This window comes from Vibrio zhugei (assembly GCF_003716875.1).
Lineage (GTDB): Bacteria > Pseudomonadota > Gammaproteobacteria > Enterobacterales > Vibrionaceae > Vibrio > Vibrio zhugei.
In genome coordinates, this window is record NZ_CP033078.1 from 1927358 (window position 1) to 1954030 (window position 26673).

General features: G+C 46.1%; 23 protein-coding genes. 17 read left to right on the forward strand and 6 right to left on the reverse strand.

The features are described from left to right. Window positions 1-104: 104 nt before the first annotated feature. Window positions 105-2006: a molecular chaperone HtpG gene (gene htpG / locus EAE30_RS14185; RefSeq protein WP_123016507.1), complete on the reverse strand. Its 1902-nt coding sequence runs from the start codon at window positions 2004-2006 to the stop codon at window positions 105-107. A 273-nt stretch (window positions 2007-2279) separates the two neighbouring features. Between htpG and EAE30_RS14190 the strand changes: the two genes are divergently transcribed. The 5 genes from EAE30_RS14190 (at window position 2280) to EAE30_RS14210 (ending at window position 6914) form a co-directional block, all read left to right on the forward strand. Then, window positions 2280-3191 (forward strand): winged helix-turn-helix domain-containing protein, encoded by a 912-nt coding sequence (locus EAE30_RS14190; RefSeq protein WP_123016508.1) that lies wholly within the window; start codon window positions 2280-2282, stop codon window positions 3189-3191. 16 nt (window positions 3192-3207) lie between these two features. Continuing rightward, window positions 3208-3717 (forward strand): regulatory protein ToxS, encoded by a 510-nt coding sequence (locus EAE30_RS14195; protein ID WP_123016509.1) that lies wholly within the window; start codon window positions 3208-3210, stop codon window positions 3715-3717. 266 nt (window positions 3718-3983) lie between these two features. Then, on the forward strand, window positions 3984-4898 hold the full coding sequence (locus EAE30_RS14200; RefSeq protein ID WP_123016510.1) for a TIGR01777 family oxidoreductase: 915 nt from the start codon (window positions 3984-3986) through the stop codon (window positions 4896-4898). 25 nt (window positions 4899-4923) lie between these two features. Then, the gene (locus tag EAE30_RS14205; protein WP_123016511.1) at window positions 4924-5751 is read left to right on the forward strand and encodes an SDR family oxidoreductase; all 828 of its coding nucleotides are present in this window, start codon (window positions 4924-4926) and stop codon (window positions 5749-5751) included. 308 nt (window positions 5752-6059) lie between these two features. Further along, window positions 6060-6914, forward strand: a complete 855-nt coding sequence (locus EAE30_RS14210; protein WP_123016512.1) for a co-chaperone YbbN — start codon at window positions 6060-6062, stop codon at window positions 6912-6914. A gap of 90 nt (window positions 6915-7004) precedes the next feature. On the opposite strand, the gene cueR is transcribed toward EAE30_RS14210, so the two are convergent. The 3 genes from cueR to zipA form a co-directional block, all read right to left on the reverse strand. Then, window positions 7005-7394, reverse strand: a complete 390-nt coding sequence (gene cueR / locus EAE30_RS14215; protein WP_123016513.1) for a Cu(I)-responsive transcriptional regulator — start codon at window positions 7392-7394, stop codon at window positions 7005-7007. A gap of 47 nt (window positions 7395-7441) precedes the next feature. Further along, a complete protein-coding gene (ligA, locus tag EAE30_RS14220; protein WP_123016514.1) occupies window positions 7442-9454 on the reverse strand; it encodes an NAD-dependent DNA ligase LigA in 2013 nt (670 codons plus the stop codon). 64 nt (window positions 9455-9518) lie between these two features. Continuing rightward, entirely contained in the window at window positions 9519-10382 is an 864-nt protein-coding gene (gene zipA, locus EAE30_RS14225) for a cell division protein ZipA (protein WP_123016515.1), read from the reverse strand. A gap of 242 nt (window positions 10383-10624) precedes the next feature. Between zipA and cysZ the strand changes: the two genes are divergently transcribed. The 5 genes from cysZ to crr all read left to right on the forward strand — a co-directional run bounded on the left by cysZ (window position 10625) and on the right by crr (window position 15506). Then, window positions 10625-11380: a sulfate transporter CysZ gene (cysZ, locus tag EAE30_RS14230; protein ID WP_123016516.1), complete on the forward strand. Its 756-nt coding sequence runs from the start codon at window positions 10625-10627 to the stop codon at window positions 11378-11380. A 136-nt stretch (window positions 11381-11516) separates the two neighbouring features. After that, window positions 11517-12482, forward strand: a complete 966-nt coding sequence (cysK, locus tag EAE30_RS14235) for a cysteine synthase A (protein ID WP_123016517.1) — start codon at window positions 11517-11519, stop codon at window positions 12480-12482. Window positions 12483-12770: 288 nt separating this feature from the next. Next, the gene (locus EAE30_RS14240) at window positions 12771-13028 is read left to right on the forward strand and encodes an HPr family phosphocarrier protein (protein WP_123016518.1); all 258 of its coding nucleotides are present in this window, start codon (window positions 12771-12773) and stop codon (window positions 13026-13028) included. A 133-nt stretch (window positions 13029-13161) separates the two neighbouring features. Next, window positions 13162-14886 (forward strand): phosphoenolpyruvate-protein phosphotransferase PtsI, encoded by a 1725-nt coding sequence (gene ptsI, locus EAE30_RS14245; RefSeq protein ID WP_123016519.1) that lies wholly within the window; start codon window positions 13162-13164, stop codon window positions 14884-14886. Window positions 14887-14996: 110 nt separating this feature from the next. Continuing rightward, complete coding sequence (gene crr, locus EAE30_RS14250; protein WP_123016520.1) at window positions 14997-15506, forward strand: PTS glucose transporter subunit IIA; 510 nt, start codon at window positions 14997-14999, stop codon at window positions 15504-15506. Window positions 15507-15587: 81 nt separating this feature from the next. Here crr and EAE30_RS14255 read toward each other — a convergent pair whose 3' ends face one another. Then, window positions 15588-16757: a 2-octaprenyl-3-methyl-6-methoxy-1,4-benzoquinol hydroxylase gene (locus EAE30_RS14255; protein ID WP_123016521.1), complete on the reverse strand. Its 1170-nt coding sequence runs from the start codon at window positions 16755-16757 to the stop codon at window positions 15588-15590. A 298-nt stretch (window positions 16758-17055) separates the two neighbouring features. On the opposite strand from EAE30_RS14255, the gene miaB reads away from it, so the two are divergent. From miaB to lnt, 5 genes are all read left to right on the forward strand, one after another. Continuing rightward, the gene (gene miaB, locus EAE30_RS14260; protein WP_123016522.1) at window positions 17056-18480 is read left to right on the forward strand and encodes a tRNA (N6-isopentenyl adenosine(37)-C2)-methylthiotransferase MiaB; all 1425 of its coding nucleotides are present in this window, start codon (window positions 17056-17058) and stop codon (window positions 18478-18480) included. 70 nt (window positions 18481-18550) lie between these two features. Next, the gene (locus EAE30_RS14265; protein WP_123016523.1) at window positions 18551-19669 is read left to right on the forward strand and encodes a PhoH family protein; all 1119 of its coding nucleotides are present in this window, start codon (window positions 18551-18553) and stop codon (window positions 19667-19669) included. Then, on the forward strand, window positions 19666-20142 hold the full coding sequence (gene ybeY / locus EAE30_RS14270) for an rRNA maturation RNase YbeY (protein ID WP_123016524.1): 477 nt from the start codon (window positions 19666-19668) through the stop codon (window positions 20140-20142). The genes EAE30_RS14265 and ybeY overlap by 4 nt, the downstream gene beginning before the upstream one ends. Window positions 20143-20199: 57 nt before the next feature. Next, the gene (gene corC, locus EAE30_RS14275; RefSeq protein ID WP_123016525.1) at window positions 20200-21075 is read left to right on the forward strand and encodes a CNNM family magnesium/cobalt transport protein CorC; all 876 of its coding nucleotides are present in this window, start codon (window positions 20200-20202) and stop codon (window positions 21073-21075) included. Window positions 21076-21114: 39 nt separating this feature from the next. Further along, window positions 21115-22656 (forward strand): apolipoprotein N-acyltransferase, encoded by a 1542-nt coding sequence (gene lnt / locus EAE30_RS14280; protein WP_123016526.1) that lies wholly within the window; start codon window positions 21115-21117, stop codon window positions 22654-22656. 40 nt (window positions 22657-22696) lie between these two features. Here the strand turns inward: lnt and EAE30_RS14285 are convergent, their stop codons facing one another. Beyond that, entirely contained in the window at window positions 22697-23170 is a 474-nt protein-coding gene (locus EAE30_RS14285) for a zinc ribbon-containing protein (protein WP_123016527.1), read from the reverse strand. A 122-nt stretch (window positions 23171-23292) separates the two neighbouring features. Here EAE30_RS14285 and leuS point away from each other — a divergent pair, with 122 nt between their 5' ends. After that, window positions 23293-25869: a leucine--tRNA ligase gene (gene leuS, locus EAE30_RS14290; RefSeq protein ID WP_123016528.1), complete on the forward strand. Its 2577-nt coding sequence runs from the start codon at window positions 23293-23295 to the stop codon at window positions 25867-25869. Window positions 25870-26019: 150 nt separating this feature from the next. Further along, on the forward strand, window positions 26020-26655 hold the full coding sequence (locus tag EAE30_RS14295) for an LPS-assembly lipoprotein LptE (RefSeq protein WP_123016529.1): 636 nt from the start codon (window positions 26020-26022) through the stop codon (window positions 26653-26655). Window positions 26656-26673: the final 18 nt, after the last annotated feature.

The window sequence follows — 26673 nt, forward strand, 5'->3', positions numbered from 1 at the left end:
ATAGAAAAAACCGACCAACTGCGCTGAATTCTCACTATTATTACTGATAGTTGACATAAAAAAGCTCGCGATATCGCGAGCTTTTTTCTTGACTGTTGGGCCAATTATTTACCCAGAAGTTGGTTTACTGCGGTGAGGAACTGTGACGGATCCTCCATTGAGCCTCGCTCTGCTAGCATCGCTTGCCCAAGCAAGACCTCAACCCAACGACCGAAGGCTTCTTCGTCTGGCTCATCGGCCATACGTGTCACCATGGCATGCTCAGGGTTCAGTTCTAGGATGTACTTCACCTCAGGCGCCGCTTGACCAGCCGCTTCTAGCAGTTTCGCCATTTGCGTCCCCATTTCCATGTCATCGGTGACCACAACGGCTGGTGTATTCGCCAACTTGAAGGTGGTGCGAACTTCTTTAACACGGTCGCCTAAATAGGTTTGCACGCGCTCAACGACATTTTTGAACTCTTCTTGAGTTTCTTTACGCTTTTCCTGCTCTTCTTTATCTTCGAACTGGCTCAGATCTAAACCGGCTTTTGTAATCGATTGGAACTGCTTACCATCGAATTCATTGAGATAGTTCATCAAGAATTCATCGATACGGTCATACATCAAGACAACTTCAATACCTTTCGACTTGAATTGCTCCAAGTGCGGGCTGTGTTTCGCTGCCGTGTAGCTATCTGCCGTTAGGTAATAGATCTTATCTTGGCCTTCTTTCATTCGAGACACATAATCGGCTAAAGAGACCGTTTGCTCATTGGTCTCAGTATGCGTCGTAGCAAAGCGCAGCAAGTTGGCGATTTTCTCTTTATTTGAGAAATCTTCCGCTGGGCCTTCTTTAATGACTAAGCCAAACTCTTTCCAGAACGCTTGATATTTCTCTTCGTCATTTTTCGCTAAACGCTCTAACATGGTTAGCACGCGTTTCGTACACGCACTGCGCAGCGATTGCGTCACTTTGTTGTCTTGCAATAATTCGCGTGACACGTTCAATGGCAAATCATTTGAATCGATTAAACCACGGACAAAGCGCAAGTAAGACGGCATGAATTGCGACGCATCGTCCATAATAAAGACGCGTTGTACGTATAATTTTAGGCCGTGCTTATGTTCACGGTTAAACATATCCCAAGGGGCTTTCGATGGAATATACAATAAGCTGGTGTAATCGTTTTTACCTTCTACCTTGTTGTGGCTCCAAGTTAACGGATCGGCAAAATCGTTACTAATGTGTTTATAAAACTCTTGGTATTCTTCATCCGTTACGTCTGATTTCGAGCGTGTCCACAAAGCTTGTGCTTTATTGACTTGTTCCCATTTGGTTTCGCCTGTTTCTTTGCCTTCTTCATCTTTCTCGGCGGTTTGCAGGTAAACAGGAATGCTAATGTGATCAGAGTATTTCGAAATCACGTCACGTAAACGCCACTCAGAAAGGAATTCTTTGCCTTCTTCACGAAGGTGTAAAATGATGTCGGTACCACGAGATTCTTTGTTCACGGTTGCAATGGTGTATTCACCCTCACCTTCAGAGTGCCATTCAACCCCTTCACTCGCATCGGTACCCGCGGCACGCGTACGTACAGTGACACTATCAGCAACAATAAAGGCAGAATAGAAACCAACACCAAATTGACCGATCAATTGTGAGTCTTTGTTTTGCTCTTCCGACAATTTTTCGAAAAAGTCAGCCGTACCAGACTTGGCAATCGTACCTAAGTTTTCAATCACATCTTCGCGGCTCATCCCGATACCATTATCGGAGACGGTGATGGTATTAGAGTCAGTATCAAATGACAGTTTGACCCCTAAATCTGCATCGCCCTGATAAAGTTCAGTATTCGATAAGGCACGAAAGCGTAATTTGTCAGCGGCATCAGACGCGTTCGAAATCAATTCACGCAAAAAGATCTCTTTGTTTGAATACAAAGAGTGAATCATGAGATGAAGTAACTGTTTTACTTCTGACTGAAAGCCACGTGTTTCTTTATTTGCTGTTGCAGTGTCGCTCATAATTGCTCCATTACTTCATAAACACATTGCTGTATTCCACCGAAGAACACAGCAGGTTAAGGACTGCTTTTATAGATGAGGCTTAACGCTATAAATTCAAGCCTAGCGATTAAAAAATCAGAAAAATTTATTTGGAAACGATAAGTTTTTGTATAATTTTTTATAAAGGAAGCTAAAAAATGCTATAGTCTTAACTCTTAATTAACTCATTGACAGGGATTATCCCCTCAGGATAAAAGTCAAAAAATCTAATACTTATAAAAGAAGATATCGATGAGTAGCATAGGTCCAAAGTTCATTCTCGAAGATAGATTTATCTTTCACCCGACGAGTAACTCATTAGTTGATAAAGAAGCCGAAGACGAAATGGTTCGTTTAGGTAGTAATGAAAGTCGTATCTTGCTCATGCTGTCACAACATCCGAATGAAGTCATTTCTCGAAACGAATTGCATGATTTTGTTTGGCGGGAGCAGGGATTTGAAGTCGATGATTCAAGCTTAACTCAAGCCATTTCGACCTTACGAAAAAATCTACACGATTCGACTAAATCGCCAAGATTCGTCAAAACCGTCCCTAAACGTGGTTATCAATTAATTTGTAATGTCGCAATATTATCCGAACATACTGACGATCAATTAGAATTAACCGACTCACTTGCGCACGAGAGTGCAGACACTGATGCGCTTTATGATACGACATCCGTCGTCTCACTTGACGCTCCTCACGAAGGTGAATCGGTCGTAGAGGACTATCTCGACTCCGATCATGAGTTCGTCAGTAGCCATCACCACGAACACTCTAGTGATAAAAATGACAATAATAAGCCAGTCAGCCCGTTAGCGAAAATTGCGTTAATCATTGCCATTCTTGTTCCTATTTTCGCTCTGATATTAGTCAGCCCCACAAAGGCCAAGTTAAGACACATCACGGATATCGATGGCATTAAAGTTAACGCACCGATCAATCAACCAGAGTTAAGCAGTTGGTTACCTTCAATCCGACATTGTGTGGACACTTACAGTAAAAATCATTCCGGTGAATATCAACCGATTGAAGTGATCGCCACCGGCGGAAACGATAATATATTGGTGTTGAATTACATCCATCAACCTAAGCATTCATCACAAAATTTTACTGTTAAGATCTTAGCTGACCAGCACGATTTATCTCAGATTTGTCAGTAGTCAGAGGCCTAATTCAATGACGAAAAAATTCGTACTTTTCATTCTGTTTCTCTTCTATGCCTTTTCAGCTTGGCTGTACTTCGATAGCGATTTAAAAGTAGAGCAGTTGTTGTCCTCACGAGAATGGCAAGCCCACATCGTGACTCGCTTAGAAAAAGAACGCACCGTTGGCCCACTGACACGCGTGGATGTCACCTCAAATATGAAATACTTACCCAATGGTACTTACTTACGGGTATCGGTGATGTCGTTATACGCTGGGAAAAAGACGACCCCAGATAGCATCATTAATATTTCAGAAACGGGTAATTGGGATGTTAGCGATAACTATTTGTTAGTCACACCCAAACAATTTAAAGACGTGTCGAATAGCCAAAACCGTGATTTCACCACTGAACAAGTGAAGCTAATCACGCAGTTTTTCAAGATGGATGCCGAGCAAAGTCGCCGGATCGATATTATTAATGACAAAACCATACTGCTAACCAGCTTAAGTCATGGTTCGCAAATTTTATTCAGTCACTAACACGTGACTCAATAAAAAAACATATCGATAGCGTCATACTCACATCGCCCTCTTACTGACGGCGTGATTGTGCATATGTAATGGGTTACTGTCTCTCTTTTTGATGCCTTGCTGTGATGATGTATCAGCAATGAATCACGAACACCTTAATTCAGCCGCACTTTTATGGAAACATCCTGTCAGAATCTTAGCGAGAACCTCATAAGTAGAGTATGATTTCTATAGAGATTTCGTTTGGGCATACAACTGATAGATAGGGAGAGACAATGAAGATTCTCATAACGGGAGGAACAGGCCTAATTGGTAAAGAGTTACTGAAACTTATCATGACTCATCACTTAGTGGTGCTAACACGCGATCCAGTCGCGGCCCAACATCAACTCTCACATATCCATTCAGCCAATCTGAATTTCATCGAATCATTGGATGCGTATCGCTCTCTTGATGACTTTGATGCGGTCATCAATTTAGCGGGCGAACCGATTGCCGACAAACGCTGGTCTAAACAACAGAAACGTCGTATTTGTGATAGCCGCTGGGCAATCACTCAACAGATAGTGACGTTAATTCAAGCCAGCGAACATCCCCCTCATACCTTTATCAGCGGTTCAGCAGTTGGCTACTATGGCGATCATAAAAACGATGTGATTGACGAGACGGTTGAAGGTCATAACAATAGTTTTTCCCATTACGTTTGTTCAAATTGGGAAAAAATTGCTTTAGGGGCACAGAGTGATAAAACGCGAGTCTGTCTACTGCGCACTGGCGTCGTACTCTCTCCCGAAGGCGGCGCGTTGAAAAAGATGTTACTTCCTTATCAGCTGGGACTGGGTGGGCCTATCGGGCGTGGACGCCAATACTTTCCTTGGATACATATGATCGATATGGTTCGTGCGATTGTATATTTACTGGAACACCCAAGCGCGAGTGGTCCTTTTAACATGTCAGCGCCACACCCAGTGACCAACAAAGCGTTCAGTCAATGCCTAGCGCACACTCTCAAGCGACCGCATATTCTCTTTACGCCAACATCTGCGATTAAACTGGTGATGGGACAATCCTCGGAACTCTTGTTAGACAGCCTGCGGGTCAAACCCAAAAAGCTCATCGACCTCGGGTTTCAATTTCACTTTTGTCGCCTTGAACCCGCGCTCAAACACCTGATTCATCAAACACACTAACGTCTGGTAAGGACTCTTCACATCTATGCCTCATTCAATACTCATTACTGGCTGCTCCACTGGGATTGGTTATACTGCGGCTCATGCCCTTCAAAAACGAGGCTATGAAGTCATCGCTTCGTGCCGCCAGTTAGACGATGTCACGCGCTTACAAGCCGAAGGGTTAACTTGTATTCAGCTCGATCTTGCGAATACAGCCAGTATTGACAATGGCATACAACAAGCGCTCACACTAACCGAAGGGCGCTTGAATGCCTTATTTAATAATGGCGCCTATGGCTTAGCTGGCGCGTTAGAAGATTTGCCCACTGACGGGCTCAGGGAACAATTTGAGACAAACTTTTTTGGTTGGCATCACCTGACCACAGCATTGATTCCACACTTTCGTCAGTTTGACGATGCTCGCATCGTGCAAAACAGCTCTGTATTGGGATTCGTCGCCATGAGTTACCGCGGCGCATACAATAGCTCCAAATTTGCCATTGAAGGTTGGACCGATACTTTACGCTTAGAACTTGCAAATACGGGGATTCGTGTCGCCTTATTGGAACCCGGTGCCATCGAAACGCAGTTTCGAGCCAACTGTTTACGAGCATTCCAACGCTGGATTGATGCGAACAACAGTGTTCATGCTCAAGCCTATCAGCAGCAGATCGCTCGCCTGTCCAGCCGCAAGTCGAAGAGTGCTCAAGCATTGCCTCCTGAAGCCTGTTTACCCCCTTTGCTCGACGCACTCGAATCCAATCACCCCAAATTGCGCTATCGCATTACTCGTCCGACCAAGATAATAGCGCTACTTAAACGTCTCTTATCTGGAAAAATGATCGATAAAATCGTACAAAAAGCGTCCTAAGCATGTAAATTGTCATTAAGCGTTCATAAACTCGCCTCATAATAGGGCTCTATCACAAGGAAAGTGATGAGTAAGTTCCACTTAACTGAGTACGGTTTATGACATTCAATCAATGTAATTGGCTTGGTGTCGTCGTCGTTGTCGTATTATTCATCGCCTTCTGATGACCAAGCGCCCTGAACCCACTGCTTCCTGAGTCGATTAAGGAAGCAAGGTTCTCATTTCACCCTATGACATCGATGATTAACTTGAATTTCACTCGGCCTTCCCCCATGTATAGGACATGCGTCGAGTTATAAGGATTTGTCATGCAAGCACCTCAAGTTATTCAAGTTAATCAACAGAACTTTCACGAAGTGATCCAAAGTTCTGCTACGACCCCTATTCTCTTTTACTTTTGGGCACCAATGAGCCAAGAAAGTGAAGAGTTATTGCCTCATATTCAGCAACTGAGTCAAAACTACGCGGGCGCTGTGCAACTCGCTATTTTGAATTGCCAAGAAGAACAAACCATTGCTGCCCAATTTGGTATTCAGGCACTCCCCACCATTGCTTTATTCGTTAATGGTCAACCTGTTGACGGTCTCTCTGGGCCACAACCGCTCAATGCCATTGAAGCAATGCTCGCACGCCATTTGCCAAGTCAAGATGAGCGCAATGCCAAACAAGCCCTGCAATTCATCGCAGAAGACCAACATACCCAAGCACTGGGTTTATTGCAGAGCCTTCCCGATGAATGGCAACAGCGTGGTGACATAAAACTGGCTTTCGCGGATTGTTACCTTGCGTCTCAGTCATTCAAGCAAGCAGCCAGCTTACTGGCAGACATTCCGCTGCAATACCAAGACAGTTACTATAACGAACTATGTGCGAAGTTAGAACTTCATCAAAATGCCGCTAACAGCCCTGAATTGCAGGCTTTAGAAGCGTCTTATGCAGAAAAGCCACACGATGCACAGCTTGCGAACAAGCTTGCGATCTCTTATCACGAAGTTTCACGTGATGAAGACGCTCTCCAATTACTTTGGGGATTTTTACAAAACGATCTCAATACACTAGACGGTGATATGAAAAAAACCTTCATGGATATCTTAAGTGCTCTAGGTCAAGGGAACCCTCTCGCCAGTCGCTATCGTCGCCAGTTGTATTCGCGTCTCTACTGATCAAAACCAACCAGAATAGCGCTAGCAATAAAAAAGCCCCTCTCATGGGGCTTTTTCGCTATTGGATCTTTTTCGTTATGGTGTCAGTGTTCATTGCCCCTTGAGGTTGTCAATGATCGGACAAGCACTGTGATCGTCGCCGGGACAGGCGTGAATCCATTCACTCAACTGGGCATGAATTTCTTGCAGCTCAGCAATCTTCTTCGCGACTTGGCGCTGCTTCTCTTGCGCTTGCTCTTTAACGAAACGACTTTGGCGGTGCGGATCATTGGCCAACATCACCATGTGCTTGCATTCATCCAAACTGAATCCCACGCGCTTGCACCGAGCGATCAACTGTAAATCGGCGACCTCCTGCGCGTGATAAACGCGATAACCGCTCTCAGAACGCGCTGGAGGGGTGATCAAGCCTTTTTCTTCATAAAGACGAATTGACTTAGCCGTTAATCCCGTCTTTTTCGCCACATCACTGATGGTCATCACAACGATTACTCCCGCAGCAGTCTAATACCACACTAACAAACTCATTACCCTAACAGATCAATCAGATCTTGCTCTGACCGCACTTCAACACCGAGCTCTTGTGCTTTCGTCAATTTCGAACCTGCGGCTTCACCGGCAAATAAGATATCCGTTTTCTTCGACACACTGCCAGTCACTTTCGCTCCGAGTGATTGCAAAGCCGCTTTCGCTTCATCTCGTGTTAATTGCGATAAACTGCCGGTGAGTACCACGGTTTTTCCCGCCAGTGGTTGCTCCGTCTCATCGTTCGCCATGTCTGTCTGCTCATCCCAATGCACGCCTAACGATTGCAACTGATGAATAACCGCTTGGTTACTCTCTTGCTCAAAAAACGTATGCACATGGGAAGCAACAATGTGACCCACATCTTGAACTTCAATGAGTTGCTCAACCGTCGCCGCCATGACAGCAGATAAGGTTTTAAAATGCAGCGACAAGTTTAAGGCCGTTGCTTCACCGACTTCACGAATGCCCAATGAATAGAGAAAACGAGGTAAGGTCGTCGACTTGGAAACCTCAAGCGCATCCATAACATTTTGCGCCGATTTAGGGCCCATACGCTCAAGTACCGTTAGGCGTCCTGCCGATAAGGTAAATAAATCCGCTGGTGTTTTCACCATTTCTTTATCAACGAGTTGTTCAATGACTTTATCGCCTAACCCGTCCACATCTAAAGCTTTACGTGACACAAAGTGCTTCAATGCCTCTTTGCGTTGTGCTTGGCAGACCAGCCCGCCAGTGCATCGTGCAACGGCTTCCCCTTCCACTCGTTCCACTTCCGATTGGCATACTGGGCAAGCATCCGGAAACACAATCGCTCGAGCATGCTCGGGACGTCGTTCAAGTGCGACAGACACAATCTGTGGAATCACATCGCCGGCGCGGCGAATAATAACCGTATCCCCAATCATCACCCCAAGACGAGCAATCTCATCGGCGTTATGCAGCGTGGCATTGCTGACCGTCACCCCACCGACAAATACAGGTTCTAACTTGGCGACGGGCGTAATGGCCCCCGTACGTCCAACTTGAAACTCAACATCATTCAGTACTGTGGTTTCTTCTTGAGCTGGAAATTTATAGGCGATGGCCCAACGCGGCGCTCGTGCCACAAACCCTAATGCCTGTTGTAACTCAATGTCATCGATTTTCATCACGACGCCATCAATTTCGTAAGACAACTCGGCACGGCGTGCCATAATATCTTGATAGAAAGCTTTAACCTCAGCAATTGAGTCAACTCGCTTGGTTTCTGGACTCATAGGCAGTCCCCAGCCTTTAAGCTGCAAGAAACGCTCATAATGACTGCCCACCAGCTCACCGCCTTCAATCACACCGACGCTGTAGGCATAAAAGGCGAGTGGACGCTTTGCGGTTACCCGCGAGTCCAATTGGCGTAAACTGCCCGCCGCCGCATTACGCGGATTAACAAAACGCTTCTCACCACGCTTATCCGCTAAGGCATTTAATTGTTCAAACCCGGCTTTCGGCATAAAGACTTCACCACGCACTTCAATGCGTGTCGGCCATCCCTCACCGGATAATTTTAATGGAATCGATTTGATCGTACGGACATTTTCCGTGATGTTTTCACCCGTTGCACCGTCACCTCGCGTTGCCGCGCGAACGAGACGACCGTCCTCATATAAAAGACTGACCGCTAACCCATCCAACTTCGGTTCACAACACACTTTAGCGCCTTTTGCCGAGGGTAATCGATCCGCGATACGTTGGAAAAATCGGTCCAGTTCTTCGTCGTCAAACACATTATCCAGCGATAGCATGGGAATTTCATGAGCAACAGGCTCAAATCCGTCCAGCGGTTGCCCACCGACACGTTGACTGGGTGAGTCTGGCGTGATCCATTCAGGGTGCTGCGCTTCTATCTCTAATAATTCTCGCATCATCCGATCATATTCCGCATCCGCAATACTCGGGGCATCTTCTACATAATAACGGACTGCATGGTAGTTCAGGGAATGGCGTAATTCTTCAAGTCGTTGTTCGACAGTCTGCATCGTAATTATTCTCTCGAATGATGAAAAAAGGCTCCGTAACAGGAGCCTTCTTCTAGATTTAATCTTAGGCGTTGTTGTGTTTAAAGTTTTTGATTTGTTGACGGTATTTTTCTAGGCGATCAGGCGTCATGAGATTACGGCCATCGTCTAACACGTTACCTCCCATGTCATCAGCAATTTGTTGTGCGGTTCTTAGCATCAACTTAAAATTATGCTCAGGGTCGCCAAAACACGGTAACGTCATAAAGAAAGAAATGCCTTTCGTGGTAAAGGTATCTGGATCATCGTGCTCCAACGTACCAGGTTGCATCATATCCGCCACACTAAACAGAACTTTCCCAGTGCCGGATAAATCGGCATGGCGATGGAAAATATTCATTTCACCATACAGTAAGCCGTTTTGCTGCATACTATCAAAAAGGCGTGTCCCGACAAACGGTTCGTTGCCAGCACAATGCACATTCAGTACCAACACCTCTGGCATCCCATCATCAGCGGTATCTGGCTGGGTCGCTTGAGTCTCTGTCTCAGTCGCAGGCTCCGCCGACGGCATCTCATCAATACGGGTATTGTCATCCCAAACTGGAGGCGTATCGTGCTGGGGTGCGCTGGTCAACTCAGGCTCAACCTCAACCGATGGCGCGGGTGATGGCATGTCATCAATATCAGGCTCACTGGAGATTAATGGGTCAATCTCTGCCTCCGACTCCATCGAAGAAAAACCGGGCGTCTTAGATTCGTCACTTTGCGTCACGGCATGGGATGTCTTCCGTCCCGTCTTGGCGTCTTCCTCTACATCAATTTTCCCTAAAGGACGCTCGCCAAATTTGGATTTACCTTCTTTTTTTGACGTCCATAGACCATGAAATAATAACGCGGCTATCGCTAGCACGCCGACAAAGATGAGTACGGTTCGCAATTCCTGCATTTTTAACTCTCAGTTTCTCGATTTTGGGTTCTGAGCTTAGTGCCTGTATTTGAACGTGGTTGAGCAAGATAGGCTTGTCAGTTGATTTTGACTACTTTACCAAAACTCGCCTCCCATTTAGAACAACTTAATGTAAGAAGTTCCTATGAAAACGCCATTTTTATCGTGGTTTTATGACTCAACGACTGATATACAATACAATCTCACCTTAAACTCGTTAAATTCATCTTCGGAAAACCGCAATGGAAACAAAACAACGCACTGGTATTGGCTATTTTTTTCACGGTATTGAAATCGCTTTTTCCCCCGGTATTCGCCGCTTCGTTATTTTGCCTCTCTTGGCCAACCTGATCTTACTCGGCGGCTCACTGTACTTCTTATTTGAACATCTCGGCGGATGGATTGACCAATGGATGTCCTACCTTCCAGATTTTTTATCTTGGCTATCGTATTTGTTGTGGCCATTGATCGCCATTACGATATTAGCGACTTTTTCGTATTTTTTCTCAACCATCGCTAATTTTATTGCCGCCCCATTCAATGGCCTGTTAGCGGAAAAAGTAGAACTCAAACTGACCAATCAACCGCTTAACGATGAAGGACTTCTTGATATCATTAAAGACATTCCCCGCATCATGGCGCGAGAATGGCGCAAACTCATGTATGTGCTCCCCAAAGCCATTGGTTTATTCATTCTTTTGTTCATTCCAGCGATAGGTCAAACCGTTGGTCCAATCGCATGGTTCTTGTTTACATCTTGGACCTTATCCATACAGTATTGCGACTATCCATTTGATAATCATAAAATCGATTTCAATTCTATGCGTATGAGCATGAAGCAAAAACAAGGAAAAGCTTACGGTTTTGGCATCATTGTCTCTCTTCTAACCTCCATTCCGGTCGTCAATTTATTCGTCGTACCGGCTGCGGTTTGCGGTGCTACCGATATGTGGGTTAACGAATTTCGCCACCAATACAAAGACAAACCTATGGTGTGAGATGCCTATGCCAGTAAACCAACCGTATATCATATAACTTTTAAATCTTTTACCCTTATGTTGAAGTGCCTATCCTAGTGCGATACTCGCGTCAACAGAACAAGCACATCACAATGTGAAATGAAGGATCGTCATTATGAGTAAAATCTACGAAGATAACTCCCTGACCATTGGCCAAACACCACTGGTACGTTTGAATAAAGTCAGTAAAGGCAATGTACTGGTTAAAGTTGAATCACGTAACCCAAGCTTCAGCGTGAAATGTCGTATCGGTTCCAACATGATTTGGGACGCCGAGCAAAAAGGGACGCTAAAACCCGGTATCGAATTGGTGGAGCCGACCAGTGGTAACACCGGTATAGCACTGGCTTTTGTTGCCGCAGCTCGTGGCTACTCACTGACATTGACGATGCCTGAATCCATGAGCCTAGAGCGCCGTAAGTTACTCAAAGCGTTAGGCGCGAATCTCGAATTAACGCCTGCTGCCGGTGGCATGAAAGCCGCGATTGCCAAAGCAGAAGAAATTGTCGCGAGCAACCCTGAAAAATACCTCATGTTGCAGCAATTTGATAACCCAGCAAACCCAGCTATCCATGAGAAAACCACCGGCCCAGAAATTTGGGAAGCGACTGACGGTGAAGTCGATGTGTTTGTAGCAGGGGTTGGTACTGGCGGTACGTTAACGGGGACCTCTCGTTATCTCAAAGCGCAAGGCAGAAACATCACTTCCGTCGCGGTGGAACCCTCTGAATCCCCTGTCATCACTCAAGCGATGGCCGGAGAAAACATTCAACCAGGCCCTCATAAAATTCAGGGCATCGGCGCAGGCTTCATTCCTGCAAACTTAGATTTATCTCTCATCGATCGCGTCGAAACCGTGACTTCTGATGATGCCATTGCCATGGCTCGACGCCTGATGGAAGAAGAAGGTATTCTCGCTGGGATTTCATCAGGCGCGGCCGTCGTTGCAGCGAATAGACTTGCAGAACTGCCTGAATATGAAGGGAAAACCATCGTCACCATCCTACCTAGCTCTGGCGAACGTTACTTGTCTACCGCCTTATTTGCGGGCATATTCTCTGAAAAAGAAAATGGCGAATAATGCGCATCTAAATCAAATTTTGACTCAAAAAAGCCCCGACTCGGGGCTTTTTTGTTGATTATGCTTCACCCTTTGGTAATATCGGGGCTGTTTTATTTTCCGCTTCAAAATAAAGAGGCGAAACAACAGTGTTATGTTCATGACCAACCTCAATAACGTTGGCGTTTACAGTAACCTACTACGTTTGATAGTTTTGCGTGCAGCTGTCGCTGGCACATTGATGTCTATCAGGGTAAGCTATACAGGTTAACACTCATACAAAAAAATAATGTAACCGGGGTATATCACATGTACGAGAAGCAAGTAGAAATCACTGCTGAAAATGGTCTTCACACTCGTCCAGCGGCGCAGTTCGTTAAAGAAGCGAAAGCGTTTGACGCTGACATTACCGTATCATCAAACGGTAAAAGCGCTAGCGCAAAAAGCCTATTCAAATTACAAACACTTGGCCTAGTAAAAGGCACTGTAGTGACTATCTCTGCAGAAGGTGCTCAAGCTCAAGAAGCGGTTGATCATCTTGTTGCACTAATGGATCAATTGCATTAATTCGCGATTCATTCATTAAAGGGCCACCCGGTTTAATGGGTGGCCTTTATGAAAACACTACTCCATATTTTTCCCAATATTGGAAAATATGCAGACATTTCAAATTTACACATCACCAGTTTAAGGTAAGGCTATGATTTCAGGCATCCTAGCATCTCCTGGTATTGCTATTGGTAAAGCACTACTACTTCAAGAAGATGACATTGTCCTCAATACTCACACCATTTCTGACGACCAAGTCGAATCAGAAGTTCAGCGTTTTTATGACGCTCGTAATAAATCAGCGCAACAGCTAGAAGTCGTTAAACAAAAAGCGCTTGAAACGTTCGGTGAAGAAAAAGAAGCCATCTTTGAAGGCCACATCATGCTTTTGGAAGATGAAGAGCTGGAAGAAGAAATCCTCGCCCTAATCAAAGACGATAAAATGCACGCGGATAACGCGATTCACACCGTCATTGAAGAACAAGCGTCTGCACTAGAATCACTCGATGATGAATACCTTAAAGAACGTGCCAGCGATATCCGTGATATCGGTAATCGTTTTGTTAAAAATGCGCTTGGTATCAATATCGTCTCACTGAGTGAAGTCAACGAAGAAGTCATCGTTGTGGCTTACGATCTAACGCCTTCTGAAACAGCCCAAATCAACCTAGATTACGTCCTAGGTTTTGCTTGTGATATCGGCGGCCGTACATCACACACCTCTATCATGGCGCGTTCACTTGAACTGCCTGCAGTGGTCGGTACCAATGACATCACATCGAAAGTGAAATCTGGCGATATGCTGGTTCTTGATGCCATCAATAACAAGATCATCGTCAATCCAAGCGATGAACAATTGGCCGAAGCGAAAAAAGCACAAGAAGATTTCTTCGCAGAAAAAGAAGAATTAGCGAAGTTAAAAGATCTTCCTGCAGAAACCACTGATGGACACACCGTCGAACTGTGCGGCAACATCGGTACCGTGAAAGATTGTGTCGGTATTGAGCGTAACGGCGGTGAAGGCGTCGGTTTATACCGTACTGAATTTTTATTTATGGACCGTACCTCTCTGCCAACCGAGCAAGAGCAATACGAAGCCTATAAAGAAGTGGCAGAAACCATGTCTGGTCATTCTGTCATCATCCGTACTATGGATATTGGTGGCGATAAAGACCTGCCATATATGGATCTACCAAAAGAGTTGAACCCATTTCTTGGATGGCGTGCTATTCGTATCAGCTTAGATCGTCGTGAAATTCTACGTGCACAGCTACGTGGTATTCTACGCGCATCCGCTCACGGCAAACTGCGTATCATGTTCCCGATGATCATTTCCGTTGAAGAAATTCGTGAGTTGAAAGCCGCACTCGAAGAATACAAAGCCGAATTGCGCAGCGAAGGTTACTCGTTTGATGAGAACATTGAGATCGGCGTGATGGTAGAAACACCAGCCGCAGCGGCAGTTGCTCATCATCTTGCCAAAGAAGTGTCTTTCTTCTCTATCGGTACCAACGACTTAACCCAGTATACTCTGGCCGTTGACCGTGGTAACGAGATGATTTCACACCTATATAACCCACTGTCTCCAGCCGTACTGAACGTCATCAAACAAGTCATTGATGCTTCTCATGCGGAAGGGAAATGGACAGGTATGTGTGGTGAGTTAGCGGGTGATGAACGCGCAACACTCCTCCTCCTCGGCATGGGTCTTGATGAGTTTTCAATGAGTGGTATTTCTATCCCGAAAGTGAAGAAAATCATTCGCAATACCAACTTTGCTGATGTGAAAGCAATGGCTGATAAAGCACTTTCATTAGCAACGGCGGCCGAAATCGATGAGTGTGTACAACAATTTATCGACCAAAACTCACAATAATTAAAGTGATACCAAGACATTAGATGATGAAAACTAGTCGTCTAATGTCTTTCATTGGTATACTATACTCCGATAGACACTTATTTTTAAAACGTTAGGAGCACGACACAATGGGTCTGTTTGATAAACTTAAAAAGCTGGTCTCTGACGACAGCGCTGATGCAGGTGCAATTGAAATCATCGCACCTCTTTCTGGAGAAATCGTCAACATCGAAGACGTGCCAGATGTGGTATTCGCAGAGAAAATTGTTGGCGACGGTATCGCAATCAAACCATCAGGCGAAAAGATGGTTGCTCCTGTGAACGGTACTATCGGTAAAATTTTTGAAACTAACCACGCATTCTCAATTGAGTCTGACGATGGTGTAGAGCTATTTGTTCACTTCGGTATCGACACAGTTGAACTGAAAGGCGAAGGTTTTACACGTATCGCTGAAGAAGGCCAAACAGTGAAAGCGGGTGACACAGTCATCGAATTTGATCTTGCGACTCTACAAGAAAAAGCAAAATCAACATTGACGCCTGTTGTGATTTCGAACATGGATGAAATCAAAGAGCTGAACAAACTATCAGGTTCAGTCGTTGTTGGTGAAACGCCGGTTCTACGCGTCACTAAATAACCGATTTATCGTGTCAATAAAAACGCTGCTCAGAGCAGCGTTTTTTTATGCCTGTTTACTCGCGTATGACCCACACCCGGTTTACAAACCGAGTGCGTAACGCAACAGCTGCTGCTTAATCGGGCCACTGTGCTCAGCGACTTTCAGCATCGCATTACGAGCGAGCTTTAACGGCGGTAAAGAATTACTGAACGTTTTATAAAAGAAGTCCATCCCAGATTGCATCAAAAGATTATCTGGACGACGCCGACGCTCGTAACCGCGCAATACGCTCTCAGTCAGCTTATCGCCCTCTTCCGTTTGCGCTAACAAGGTCGCCACGTCTTTAAAGCCCAAGTTAACCCCTTGGCCCGCTAATGGGTTAATGGTATGCGCCGAATCTCCAACTAACACACAACGATTTTTAACGTAGCTTTGTGCGTGACGGCGAGTTAGAGGAAAACTGCCATGATTAAGTACCGTCACCTCGCCCAGTTCATCAGGGAAATGCGTCATAATTTCTCGGCCAAGCTGAGTCGGCGTCATGTGACTCAACTGACGAATGCGCGATGGACTGTCATACCAGACCAAGGATGCCTGATGCCCCGCCAATGGCAACAAAGAACGTGGACCTGTGGGGAAAAATTGCTGCCAAGTAATGTCTTGCTGTGGCGTCGCTGTCTCAACATTGATCAACATACAGTCTTGGCGATAATCCCAAGCCGTAATCCCGATCCCAGCCGCCATACGTACCCGTGAATTGGCGCCATCGGCTCCGACCACCCATTGCGCTTCAATCACTTCCCCTGACTCCAAAGACAATAAACGACCATCACACTCGTCGGTTAACGTCATACTGGTTAAGGTATCCGGACAATAAACCTCAAGGTGCCCAGAGGCTTCTAACGGTGCAAATTGTGCCCACAAACCCAGTTGAATCACGCGATTTTCGACCATGAAACCGAGCTCTGACAGCCCCAAATCGTCACTATGAAATCGCGTACGGCAATGAGGTTGCTCCCACGTTTCCAAGCCGCGATAAGGACACACACGCATCGCTTGAATCGCCTCCCATGCCCCGAGTGAGGCTAGCAAGGACACGGAGTTTTGTGAAATGGCCGAAATGCGCACATCCATCGGTTGTTCTTTTGAGAATGGGGTTGCAGCCACGCCTTCCACCAGCGCAACTCGACGCCCTTGTTTGGCCCATCCTAACGCCACTGCAGCACCGACCATGCCTCCACCGATAACTGCCACATCAAACTTTTTCATACGCTACTTTCTTGCAAGTGATTACGACCATTCCATTGTACGTCTACGGATAAATTTTGCGACTGATTTTCTCACTTTTCCACACTCATTTTGTGGCTAAAAGCGAGGATTACCAAGGCGTACAAGAGATTTTGCTTCATGACTAGTCAGTGCCTTTTGAAAGAAGTACAATACGCCGCTTACTAAAGCTAGGCTGGTAAGATTACACACCATACCTAAGCTTCTTTGCCCAGCTATACTGCAAAAAGGTAGCTTAGGTATAATTAAACAGATGAACTATTAAACGAGCGAAAGTGAGATGAGTAAGAAACTGCTAATAAAAACCTGGGGCTGCCAGATGAATGAGTACGATTCATCAAAAATGGCAGATCTGATGAACGCGGCAAATGGCTATGAGTTAACAGAAGACCCAGCGGAAGCAGACGTCCTACTACTGAACACCTGCTCCATTCGAGAAAAAGCCCAGGAGAAAGTCTTTCACCAGCTTGGTCGCTGGAAGAATTTAAAAGACAAGAAACCAGGGGTTGTGATCGGTGTGGGTGGTTGTGTTGCAACGCAAGAAGGTGACCACATTCGACAACGTGCACCCTATGTAGACGTTATTTTTGGTCCGCAAACACTGCACCGTTTGCCTGAAATGATCAAACAGTCGCAAGGCGACTCTGCGCCGGTTATGGATATTTCATTCCCTGAGATTGAAAAATTCGATCGTCTACCTGAGCCTCGTGCTGAAGGGGCGACGGCGTTCGTATCCATCATGGAAGGCTGTTCTAAATACTGTACATACTGCGTTGTTCCCTACACACGTGGTGAAGAAGTCAGTCGTCCGATGGATGATGTCTTATTTGAAATCGCCCAATTGGCAGAGCAAGGTGTCCGTGAAGTTAACCTACTCGGCCAAAACGTGAACGCGTATCGTGGTCCGACTCATGATGGCGATATTTGCTCATTCGCAGAGCTGCTGCGTTTAGTTGCCTCTATCGATGGTATTGACCGTATTCGCTTTACCACCAGTCACCCACTCGAGTTTGGTGACGATATTATTGAAGTGTATAAAGATACGCCTGAATTAGTGAGCTTTTTACACTTACCGGTACAAAGTGGTAGCGATCGCATCTTAACCATGATGAAACGTCCTCATACCGGTCTTGAATATAAATCGATTATTCGTAAGCTACGTAAAGCCCGTCCTGATATTCAAATCAGCTCAGACTTTATTGTTGGCTTCCCAGGGGAATCTGATAAAGATTTCCAAGACACCATGAAACTCATTCGTGATGTCGATTTTGATATGAGCTTTAGCTTTATTTTCTCAGCACGTCCTGGTACGCCAGCCGCAGACTATCCATGTGACGTTTCTGAAGAAGAGAAAAAAGCCCGTTTACAAGAACTGCAACAACAAATCAACGCGCAAGCCATGCGCTACTCTCGTCTCATGATGGACACAGAGCAGCGTATTTTGGTAGAAGGTCCATCGAAGAAAAACTTGATGGAATTGCGTGGCCGTACTGAAAACAACCGTGTGGTGAACTTTGAAGGTTCCGCGGATCTTATCGGCCAATTTGTTGATGTGAAGATTGTCGATGTTTTCACCAACTCCCTTCGTGGTGAGTTGATCCGTACCGAAAAAGAAATGGGTCTTCGCAGTATCGTCTCGCCATCAGAGATGAAAGCGAAGACACGTCGCGAAGATGAGCTAGGGGTATCGACTTTTACTCCATAAGCTCGTATAAATTGTCATTAGGTGCCCGGTCGTAATCGGGCCCTTTTCCATGACACAATGAGAGGCTAATTTGAGCAATAAAACAGTAACCGTAGAAATCAATCTCGAACCATCAGACAACCAACGTCTAGCCAGCTTATGCGGTCCTTTCGACGATAATATCAAACAGATAGAACGTCGTTTGGGTGTCGAAATCAATCACCGTAATAATCTTTTCACTGTCGTCGGCAAACCCCATACTGCTGAAGCGGCTGCGAATATTCTTAAAACGTTATATGTCGATACCGCCCCAGTGCGCGGTCATCAGCAAGATATCGAACCTGATCAGATCCATTTAGCCATAAAAGAATCGGGCGTGTTAGAGCAAAACCCTGAAGAGGCTGAATCGTCGATCAAATACGGCAAAGAAGTCGTCATTAAGACCAAAAAAGGTATCATCAAACCTCGGACACCCAATCAAGCGCATTACTTGATGAACATGGTCACCCATGACATCAATTTTGGTATTGGTCCCGCGGGTACCGGTAAAACCTATTTGGCGGTCGCCGCAGCCGTTGACGCGCTGGAACGCCAAGAAGTTCGTCGTATTTTATTGACTCGTCCTGCGGTAGAAGCGGGTGAAAAACTGGGCTTTTTACCCGGTGACCTTAGCCAAAAAGTCGATCCTTACTTGCGCCCGCTTTATGATGCGCTGTTTGAAATGCTGGGCTTTGAGCGAGTGGAAAAACTCATCGAACGCAATGTGATAGAGATTGCTCCCCTCGCCTACATGCGTGGTCGTACTCTCAATGACGCTTTCGTTATCTTAGATGAGAGCCAGAACACCACGGTCGAACAAATGAAGATGTTCCTGACCCGTATCGGCTTTAACTCACGAGCCATCATTACGGGCGACGTCACGCAAATCGATTTACCTCGTGGAGCGCGTTCCGGCTTACGCCATGCCATCGAAGTTCTCAACGATGTGGAAGATATTAGCTTCAACTTTTTCCAAGCTGACGACGTGGTACGCCACCCAGTCGTTGCTCGTATCGTCAATGCTTACGAAAAATGGGAAACGGAAGATCAAAAAGAGCGCAAAGAGTTTGAAAAGCGTCGCCGTGAAGAGCGCGAAGAGAAACGACTTGAAACACAAAAAGCCGAAATAGAAGCCATGCGCGCTGCCTTAAAGGAATCTGACCAATCATGAGCATTGAATTAGACTTGCAAATTGCTTGTGATAGCGCCGACCAATTACCCAGCGAGACGGAGTATTCTCGCTGGTTAACTCACGCTGTCAGCCGCTTCAAAGAGCAAGCGGAAGTGACCATTCGCATTGTTGATGAGCAAGAAAGTCATCAACTGAATTTGGATTATCGAGGCAAAGACAAGTCCACCAACGTCCTGTCTTTTCCCTTTGAAGCGCCCCCAGGTTTCGAGATAGATTTGTTAGGGGATCTCGTTATTTGTCGTCAAGTCGTTGAGCGTGAAGCAAAAGAGCAAAATACCCCTCTGGACGCACACTGGGCGCATATGGTTGTACACGGTAGTCTACATCTGCTAGGTTATGATCATATCGAAGACGACGAAGCCGAAATCATGGAGTCTCTCGAAACTGATATTATGCAACACATGGGCTATGATGACCCTTATGCTGCTGAGAAAACGTCACTCCCTGAATAGTGCGGGAGTATCATGTGCGCTATCACACGTCTGATAGCATTAGTTAACAGAGAAACAATGAACGAAGATAACTCGCAAAGTTCTGAAGGTCCGAGTAGAAAGTCCTTCTTTGAGCGTTTAGGCCAATTTTTTCAGGGTGACCCGAAAGATCGGCAAGAACTGGTCGATGTCATTCGAGATTCCGAAATTAATGATCTGATTGATCATGATACGCGTGGAATGCTTGAAGGCGTTATGCAAATTTCTGATATGCGTGTGCGGGACATTATGATTCCTCGCTCCCAGATGGTGACCATTGAGCGTCATGAAATTCTGGATAACATTGTTGCGTTGATTACCGACGCACAACACTCACGCTACCCAGTCATTAGCGAAGACAAAGATCATGTCGAAGGCCTACTGCTCGCGAAGGACTTACTCAAGTACTTAGGATCTAGCTGCTCACCATTTAACATCGAAGAAGTCTTACGCCCGGCCGTCGTTGTGCCAGAAAGTAAAAGGGTTGATCGCCTCTTAAAGGAATTCCAAGAGGAACGTTATCACATGGCCATTGTCGTAGATGAGTTTGGTGGCGTATCTGGCTTGGTGACCATTGAAGATGTATTGGAAGAAATTGTTGGCGACATTGAAGATGAATTCGATGAAGAAGAACAACAAGACATCCGCAAGCTCAGCAAGCATACCTACGCTATCAATGCATTAACGACCATTGAAGATTTTAATGAAGCGTTTGCTGCCAACTTCAATGATGACGAAGTCGATACCGTTGGTGGGCTAGTTACTACCGCCTTTGGTCATTTACCTAATCGAGGAGAAGTGGTTGAAATCGAGCACTATAATTTTAAAGTGACCTCGGCTGACAACCGCCGCGTGATACAGATTCATGTCACCATCCCCGATAGTTCACCGCAACCGGAATCGACCGAAGAGTAATCTAACCCTGGCTTGTGACCGAGCCTAGAGCAATTTCAGATGATAAAACAGAGTCTTTATCGCCTAAAGTGGCCCTTTGTGGCCGCTTTGATCGGCGCTTGCACCACCCTAGCTTTCGCTCCATTTCATATGTGGCTTTTCGCACTGATAAGCCCATGCCTGCTACTGATACTGCTTGATAATAAAACCGCCAAACAGGCGGGTTGGCTTGGCTTCTTTTGGGGCTTAGGACAATTTGGCACAGGTATCAGTTGGGTTCATGTCAGTATCGATACCTTTGGTGGCGTCCCCAAAATCGCCAGCTTTGCCCTAACCGCGCTGCTCGCGGCCTATCTTGCGATCTATCCTGCATTATTTGCTTGGGGATTGAATCGTTTCTTTGCCCGTCGCCATCATACTCGCTTATTTCTTGCCGCCCCTGCTCTTTGGTTGATCTGTGATTGGCTGCGCGGCTGGGTGTTCACGGGGTTTCCATGGCTATGGTTGGGCTACAGTCAAACAGACAGCCCCCTCGCTTACTTCGCCCCCGTCGGCGGTGTTGAGCTACTGACACTATTACTGCTTGTGTGTGCGGCGGCTTTGAGTAGCGCTTGGCTGCGTAAAGCTTGGTCATACACCTTGATCCCTGTGGTCATTTTTGCCGCCGGCTTTGGTCTTAAGTCCGCGCACTGGGTCACCCCAGATCACGATCGCTCGGCAAAAATCGCGTTAGTTCAAGGCAATATTGACCAAGCTGTCAAATGGCAACCAGACCACCGCTGGCCGACGATTGATAAATATGTTGATCTCTCTCGCCAAAACTGGGATGCCGACGTCATCATTTGGCCTGAAGCCGCCATTCCTGCGATTGAGCGCGATGTTAAGCCATTTCTGCGTAATTTAGACCATGTGACAAATATCAAAGGCAGCAGTATCATCACTGGTGTCATCAACTATGATGACCAGAAACGTTTTTATAATAGTATTCTAACGCTCGGTAAAACGCCAAGCGATGGCTACCGTTATGATATTGATGCTCGCTATCACAAACATCACCTTCTACCATTTGGCGAGTTTGTACCGTTTGAAAGCATTTTGCGCCCATTAGCGCCACTGTTTAATTTACCCATGTCTTCGTTTACCGCAGGGGCTTACGTGCAGCCGAACATTATTGCGAACGGATTTTCGTTTGCGCCAGCACTGTGCTACGAGATCATTTTTGGCAATCAAGTACGGGCAAACGTTGATGACACCACGGACTTTTTGCTGACGTTATCGAACGATGCGTGGTTTGGTCACTCCATTGGACCTTTGCAACACATGCAAATTGCACAAATGCGGGCTTTGGAACTGGGGAAACCGCTGATCCGCTCGACCAATAATGGTGTGACCGCGATTACCAATTATTTGGGTCAAATCACCCACGAGCTACCGCAGTTCGAGACAGGTGTCTTAACCGCCACCATCCATCCAACAGAAGGGGAAACCCCTTACTATATCTGGGGCTCTTGGCCTCTGTATCTGTGGGTACTCATCAGTGTGATTTGGGCTTGGCAACGTCGTAAAAAACGTCCCACCCCACGTTCTTCGGACGAAGCATAAACGTAAGGCCCCCTCTCCATCTATGGTGAGGGGGCTTTTTTTATTCTGTGGTGAGAGATTGGCGATGAAAGGCTCGATTGCCACACGCCGTACAGGCAATCACTTGTGAAGGATGCGTATATTCGGTGCGCTGACCACATTTTTCACACACGAGCACGCCTAAGCTGATCATGTCCCCTTCTTCATACAACCCACGCTTTTCGAGCTCATGGGTCAATTCTAACCACTCAACCTTGGTGGTATCAGTAATATCCATTAGCCCTTGCCAAATCGAATTGGTGACCGTCAGATAGAACGGGCCACTTTTACTTTCTTCAAACGATTCGGCAAACTCTTTGATATCGGATTCCACATAAGCGGACAATAATGCCCATTCGTCTTTGGTCATGTCAGAGGCGGCATGCATCACTTCCTTGGACGTTTCGATGATTTGATGCAGTTCTGTGGGGCTTTTTTTCAATGAGTCCACCACATTTTTCATCAGTGTTTCGTATTCACTCTTGTGTTTTGGCATAAGTCACCCCTTTGAAAGTGGATTGGCTATTGTTGTACTGACGTCCTTTAGGTATTCTATGACGATCTATCAGTTACTATTCTAATTGAACTCACAATTTCCAAGATAACCGGATATCATCGATGCAAGATCAATATAACCCGCAAGATATTGAACAAAAAGTTCAACAGCACTGGGAAAGCAATGAAACATTCATCGCTCATGAAGACCCTAACAAAGAAAAATTCTATTGTCTCTCAATGTTCCCCTACCCAAGTGGTCGACTCCACATGGGACACGTGCGTAACTACACCATCGGTGACGTAATTTCTCGCTTCCAACGTTTACAAGGCAAGAACGTCCTGCAACCAATTGGTTGGGATGCGTTCGGTTTGCCAGCTGAAAATGCGGCCGTGAAAAACAAAACCGCGCCAGCACCTTGGACGTACGAAAATATCGAATACATGAAAAACCAACTTAAGCTGTTAGGTTTTGGTTATGATTGGAACCGAGAATTCGCAACCTGTACCCCAGAGTACTACCGTTGGGAACAAGAGTTTTTCACTAAGTTGTATGAAAAAGGCTTGGTATACAAAAAGACCTCGTCAGTAAACTGGTGCCCACATGACCAAACCGTTCTTGCCAACGAGCAAGTGGAAGATGGTTGCTGCTGGCGTTGTGATACTCCGGTAGAACAAAAAGAAATTCCACAGTGGTTCATCAAAATCACCGCTTACGCACAAGAATTGATCGATGACCTCGATAATCTGGACGGTTGGCCTGAAATGGTGAAAACCATGCAGCGTAACTGGATTGGTCGCTCCGAAGGCGTCGAGCTTTCGTTTGCTGTCAAAGATCATGAGCAAAATCTCGAAGTGTACACTACCCGTCCAGATACCCTCATGGGCGTAACGTACGTTGGCATTGCGGCAGGTCACCCTCTGGCAACCAAAGCGGCTGAAAACAATCCAGAGCTTGCCGCCTTCATCGACGAGTGCCGAAATACCAAAGTGGCCGAAGCCGAGCTGGCGACCATGGAGAAAAAAGGCATGGCAACGGGCTTCACCGCGATTCACCCATTAAATGGACGTGAAGTGCCGGTGTATGTCGCGAACTTTGTATTGATGGATTACGGAACGGGTGCCGTGATGGCCGTTCCTGCACACGATCAACGTGACTTCGAATTCGCCACTAAATACGGTCTCGATATTCAAGCTGTCATTCTTAACGAGGAAGGCCAAGCGCCAGACACCTCGGAGGCTGCTTATACAGAAAAAGGGCCTCTGTTTAACTCGGGCGAATTTGATGGCTTAGACTTCACCGCAGCTTTTGATGCCATCGCGCAAAAACTTGAAAGCGAAGGTAAAGGTAAGAAAACCGTCAACTTCCGTCTCCGTGACTGGGGCGTATCTCGTCAGCGTTACTGGGGCGCGCCAATTCCAATGGTGACCACCGAAGATGGCGAAGTTCACCCAGTACCCGCAGAGCAGTTGCCAGTGGTGCTTCCTGAAGATGTCGTGATGGACGGTGTGACCAGCCCAATAAAAGCGGATAAAAACTGGTACGAGACCACATTTAACGGTCAACCTGCTATCCGTGAAACCGATACCTTTGATACCTTCATGGAATCGTCTTGGTATTACGCGCGTTACTGTTCACCGCATGCAGACGACATTCTTGATCCAGAGAAAGCCAACTACTGGCTGCCGGCCGATCAATACATTGGTGGTATTGAACATGCCTGTATGCACCTACTCTACTCACGCTTCTTCCATAAATTATTGCGTGATGCGGGTTATGTGACCAGTGACGAGCCGTTCAAAAAACTGCTGTGCCAAGGCATGGTATTAGCGGACGCGTTCTACTACGTGAATGAAAAAGGCACCAAAGAATGGGTATCGCCAACTGACGTTGAAGTGGAACGTGACGGTAAAGGACACATTACGAAAGCCGTTGATAATCAAGGCCGATCAGTAGAACACTCCGGCATGATCAAGATGTCTAAGTCGAAAAACAATGGCATCGACCCGCAAGAAATGGTCAATAAATACGGAGCGGATACCGTTCGCTTATTCATGATGTTTGCTTCTCCAGCGGATATGACGCTTGAATGGCAAGAATCTGGGGTGGAAGGGGCGAACCGCTTCTTGCGCCGCGTATGGAAATTAGTGCATGAGCATACGCAACATGGCCAAGCCAGCGTGGTAGACAAGTCAGCCTTGAGCAATGACCAGAAAGCCTTGCGTCGTGATGTGCATAAAACGATAGCGAAAGTCAGTGATGATATCGACCGTCGCCAGACTTTCAACACCGCCATTGCCGCGATTATGGAGCTCATGAACAAGCTCACTAAAGCGCCGCAAGCGGATGAGCAAGACCGCGCGATTATGGACGAAGCACTCAAAGCGATTGTGCGCATGCTTGCGCCAATCACACCGCATATCTGTTTTGAAATGTGGGAAGCACTTGGTGAGTCGGATATCGATCATGCAACTTGGCCAACCTTTGATGAAGACGCATTAGTCGAAGATGAAAAGCTTATTATTTTACAAGTTAATGGTAAGCTACGCAGTAAGATGACCATCGCCGCTGATGCAACGAAAGAACAAGTTGAAGAACTTGGCCTAAGCGATGAAAACGTGAATAAATTTATCGAAGGGAAAACCATTCGTAAAATTATTTACGTACCGGGTAAATTGCTGAATATCGTGGCGAACTAAGCACGAGTGCCGTCTTGTTATGTGCGTAGCAAGACGGCGCCTATGAAGAGTGGCCCTAGGGCCACTTTATTTTGTCCTACGGGAGTTTTATCTTTATGTATTGCACAATATATTAAGATAAGTCTTTCGATAATAGAGAACCAATAACCAATGCGTTTAACACACTCTACTCCAATCAAACTGTCGCTTGTTTTAGTCCTAACCACCTTGCTCAGCGCTTGTGGCTTCCACTTACGTGGCGACTATGATGTCCCCGACGCGCTTAGTACGATGTCGTTTACCAGTTATGATGAATACAGCACGCTGACACGAATTGTCCATCGTCAACTGCGCATGAATTCTATTGACATCGTGCCGCCTGCGACGGATGTGCCTAACTTGAACCTCGACAGTGAGAGCACAACTGAACGTACACTCTCTCTTTATCAAAATACTCGTACAGCGGAACGCGAATTAACCTATCAAGTGAACTATACCGTGACCATTCCGGATATTGGCGATCGCAAATTTACCACCAGCGTGACTCGCAGCTACCTTGATAACCCACTGAGTGCGTTAGCGAAATCTGTAGAACAAGACAAACTTGAAAACGAAATGCGTCATACTGCGGCTAACCAAATTATCCGCCAGATGGCACGTTTAAAAGCCAATATCCAAGCGGGCACCATGGAGCTTGATAAAAACGGCCATACTTTGACAAAAGACGAAATTGAGCAACAACGCCTACAAGAGAAACGTCAGAAAAAAGCCGCCTCTGACTTATCCAACTCTGATGAAATCAATTAAACGACGTAAGTAATCCGA

Bases quoted from the DNA above. Each gene is read 5' to 3' on its own strand.
- htpG (WP_123016507.1), bottom strand. From the start codon at position 2,006: ATGAGCGACACTGCAACAGCAAATAAAGAAACACGTGGCTTTCAGTCA.
- EAE30_RS14190 (WP_123016508.1), top strand. From the start codon at position 2,280: ATGAGTAGCATAGGTCCAAAGTTCATTCTCGAAGATAGATTTATCTTT.
- EAE30_RS14195 (WP_123016509.1), top strand. From the start codon at position 3,208: ATGACGAAAAAATTCGTACTTTTCATTCTGTTTCTCTTCTATGCCTTT.
- EAE30_RS14200 (WP_123016510.1), top strand. From the start codon at position 3,984: ATGAAGATTCTCATAACGGGAGGAACAGGCCTAATTGGTAAAGAGTTA.
- EAE30_RS14205 (WP_123016511.1), top strand. From the start codon at position 4,924: ATGCCTCATTCAATACTCATTACTGGCTGCTCCACTGGGATTGGTTAT.
- EAE30_RS14210 (WP_123016512.1), top strand. From the start codon at position 6,060: ATGCAAGCACCTCAAGTTATTCAAGTTAATCAACAGAACTTTCACGAA.
- cueR (WP_123016513.1), bottom strand. From the start codon at position 7,394: ATGACCATCAGTGATGTGGCGAAAAAGACGGGATTAACGGCTAAGTCA.
- ligA (WP_123016514.1), bottom strand. From the start codon at position 9,454: ATGCAGACTGTCGAACAACGACTTGAAGAATTACGCCATTCCCTGAAC.
- zipA (WP_123016515.1), bottom strand. From the start codon at position 10,382: ATGCAGGAATTGCGAACCGTACTCATCTTTGTCGGCGTGCTAGCGATA.
- cysZ (WP_123016516.1), top strand. From the start codon at position 10,625: ATGGAAACAAAACAACGCACTGGTATTGGCTATTTTTTTCACGGTATT.
- cysK (WP_123016517.1), top strand. From the start codon at position 11,517: ATGAGTAAAATCTACGAAGATAACTCCCTGACCATTGGCCAAACACCA.
- EAE30_RS14240 (WP_123016518.1), top strand. From the start codon at position 12,771: ATGTACGAGAAGCAAGTAGAAATCACTGCTGAAAATGGTCTTCACACT.
- ptsI (WP_123016519.1), top strand. From the start codon at position 13,162: ATGATTTCAGGCATCCTAGCATCTCCTGGTATTGCTATTGGTAAAGCA.
- crr (WP_123016520.1), top strand. From the start codon at position 14,997: ATGGGTCTGTTTGATAAACTTAAAAAGCTGGTCTCTGACGACAGCGCT.
- EAE30_RS14255 (WP_123016521.1), bottom strand. From the start codon at position 16,757: ATGAAAAAGTTTGATGTGGCAGTTATCGGTGGAGGCATGGTCGGTGCT.
- miaB (WP_123016522.1), top strand. From the start codon at position 17,056: ATGAGTAAGAAACTGCTAATAAAAACCTGGGGCTGCCAGATGAATGAG.
- ybeY (WP_123016524.1), top strand. From the start codon at position 19,666: ATGAGCATTGAATTAGACTTGCAAATTGCTTGTGATAGCGCCGACCAA.
- corC (WP_123016525.1), top strand. From the start codon at position 20,200: ATGAACGAAGATAACTCGCAAAGTTCTGAAGGTCCGAGTAGAAAGTCC.
- lnt (WP_123016526.1), top strand. From the start codon at position 21,115: ATGATAAAACAGAGTCTTTATCGCCTAAAGTGGCCCTTTGTGGCCGCT.
- EAE30_RS14285 (WP_123016527.1), bottom strand. From the start codon at position 23,170: ATGCCAAAACACAAGAGTGAATACGAAACACTGATGAAAAATGTGGTG.
- leuS (WP_123016528.1), top strand. From the start codon at position 23,293: ATGCAAGATCAATATAACCCGCAAGATATTGAACAAAAAGTTCAACAG.
- EAE30_RS14295 (WP_123016529.1), top strand. From the start codon at position 26,020: ATGCGTTTAACACACTCTACTCCAATCAAACTGTCGCTTGTTTTAGTC.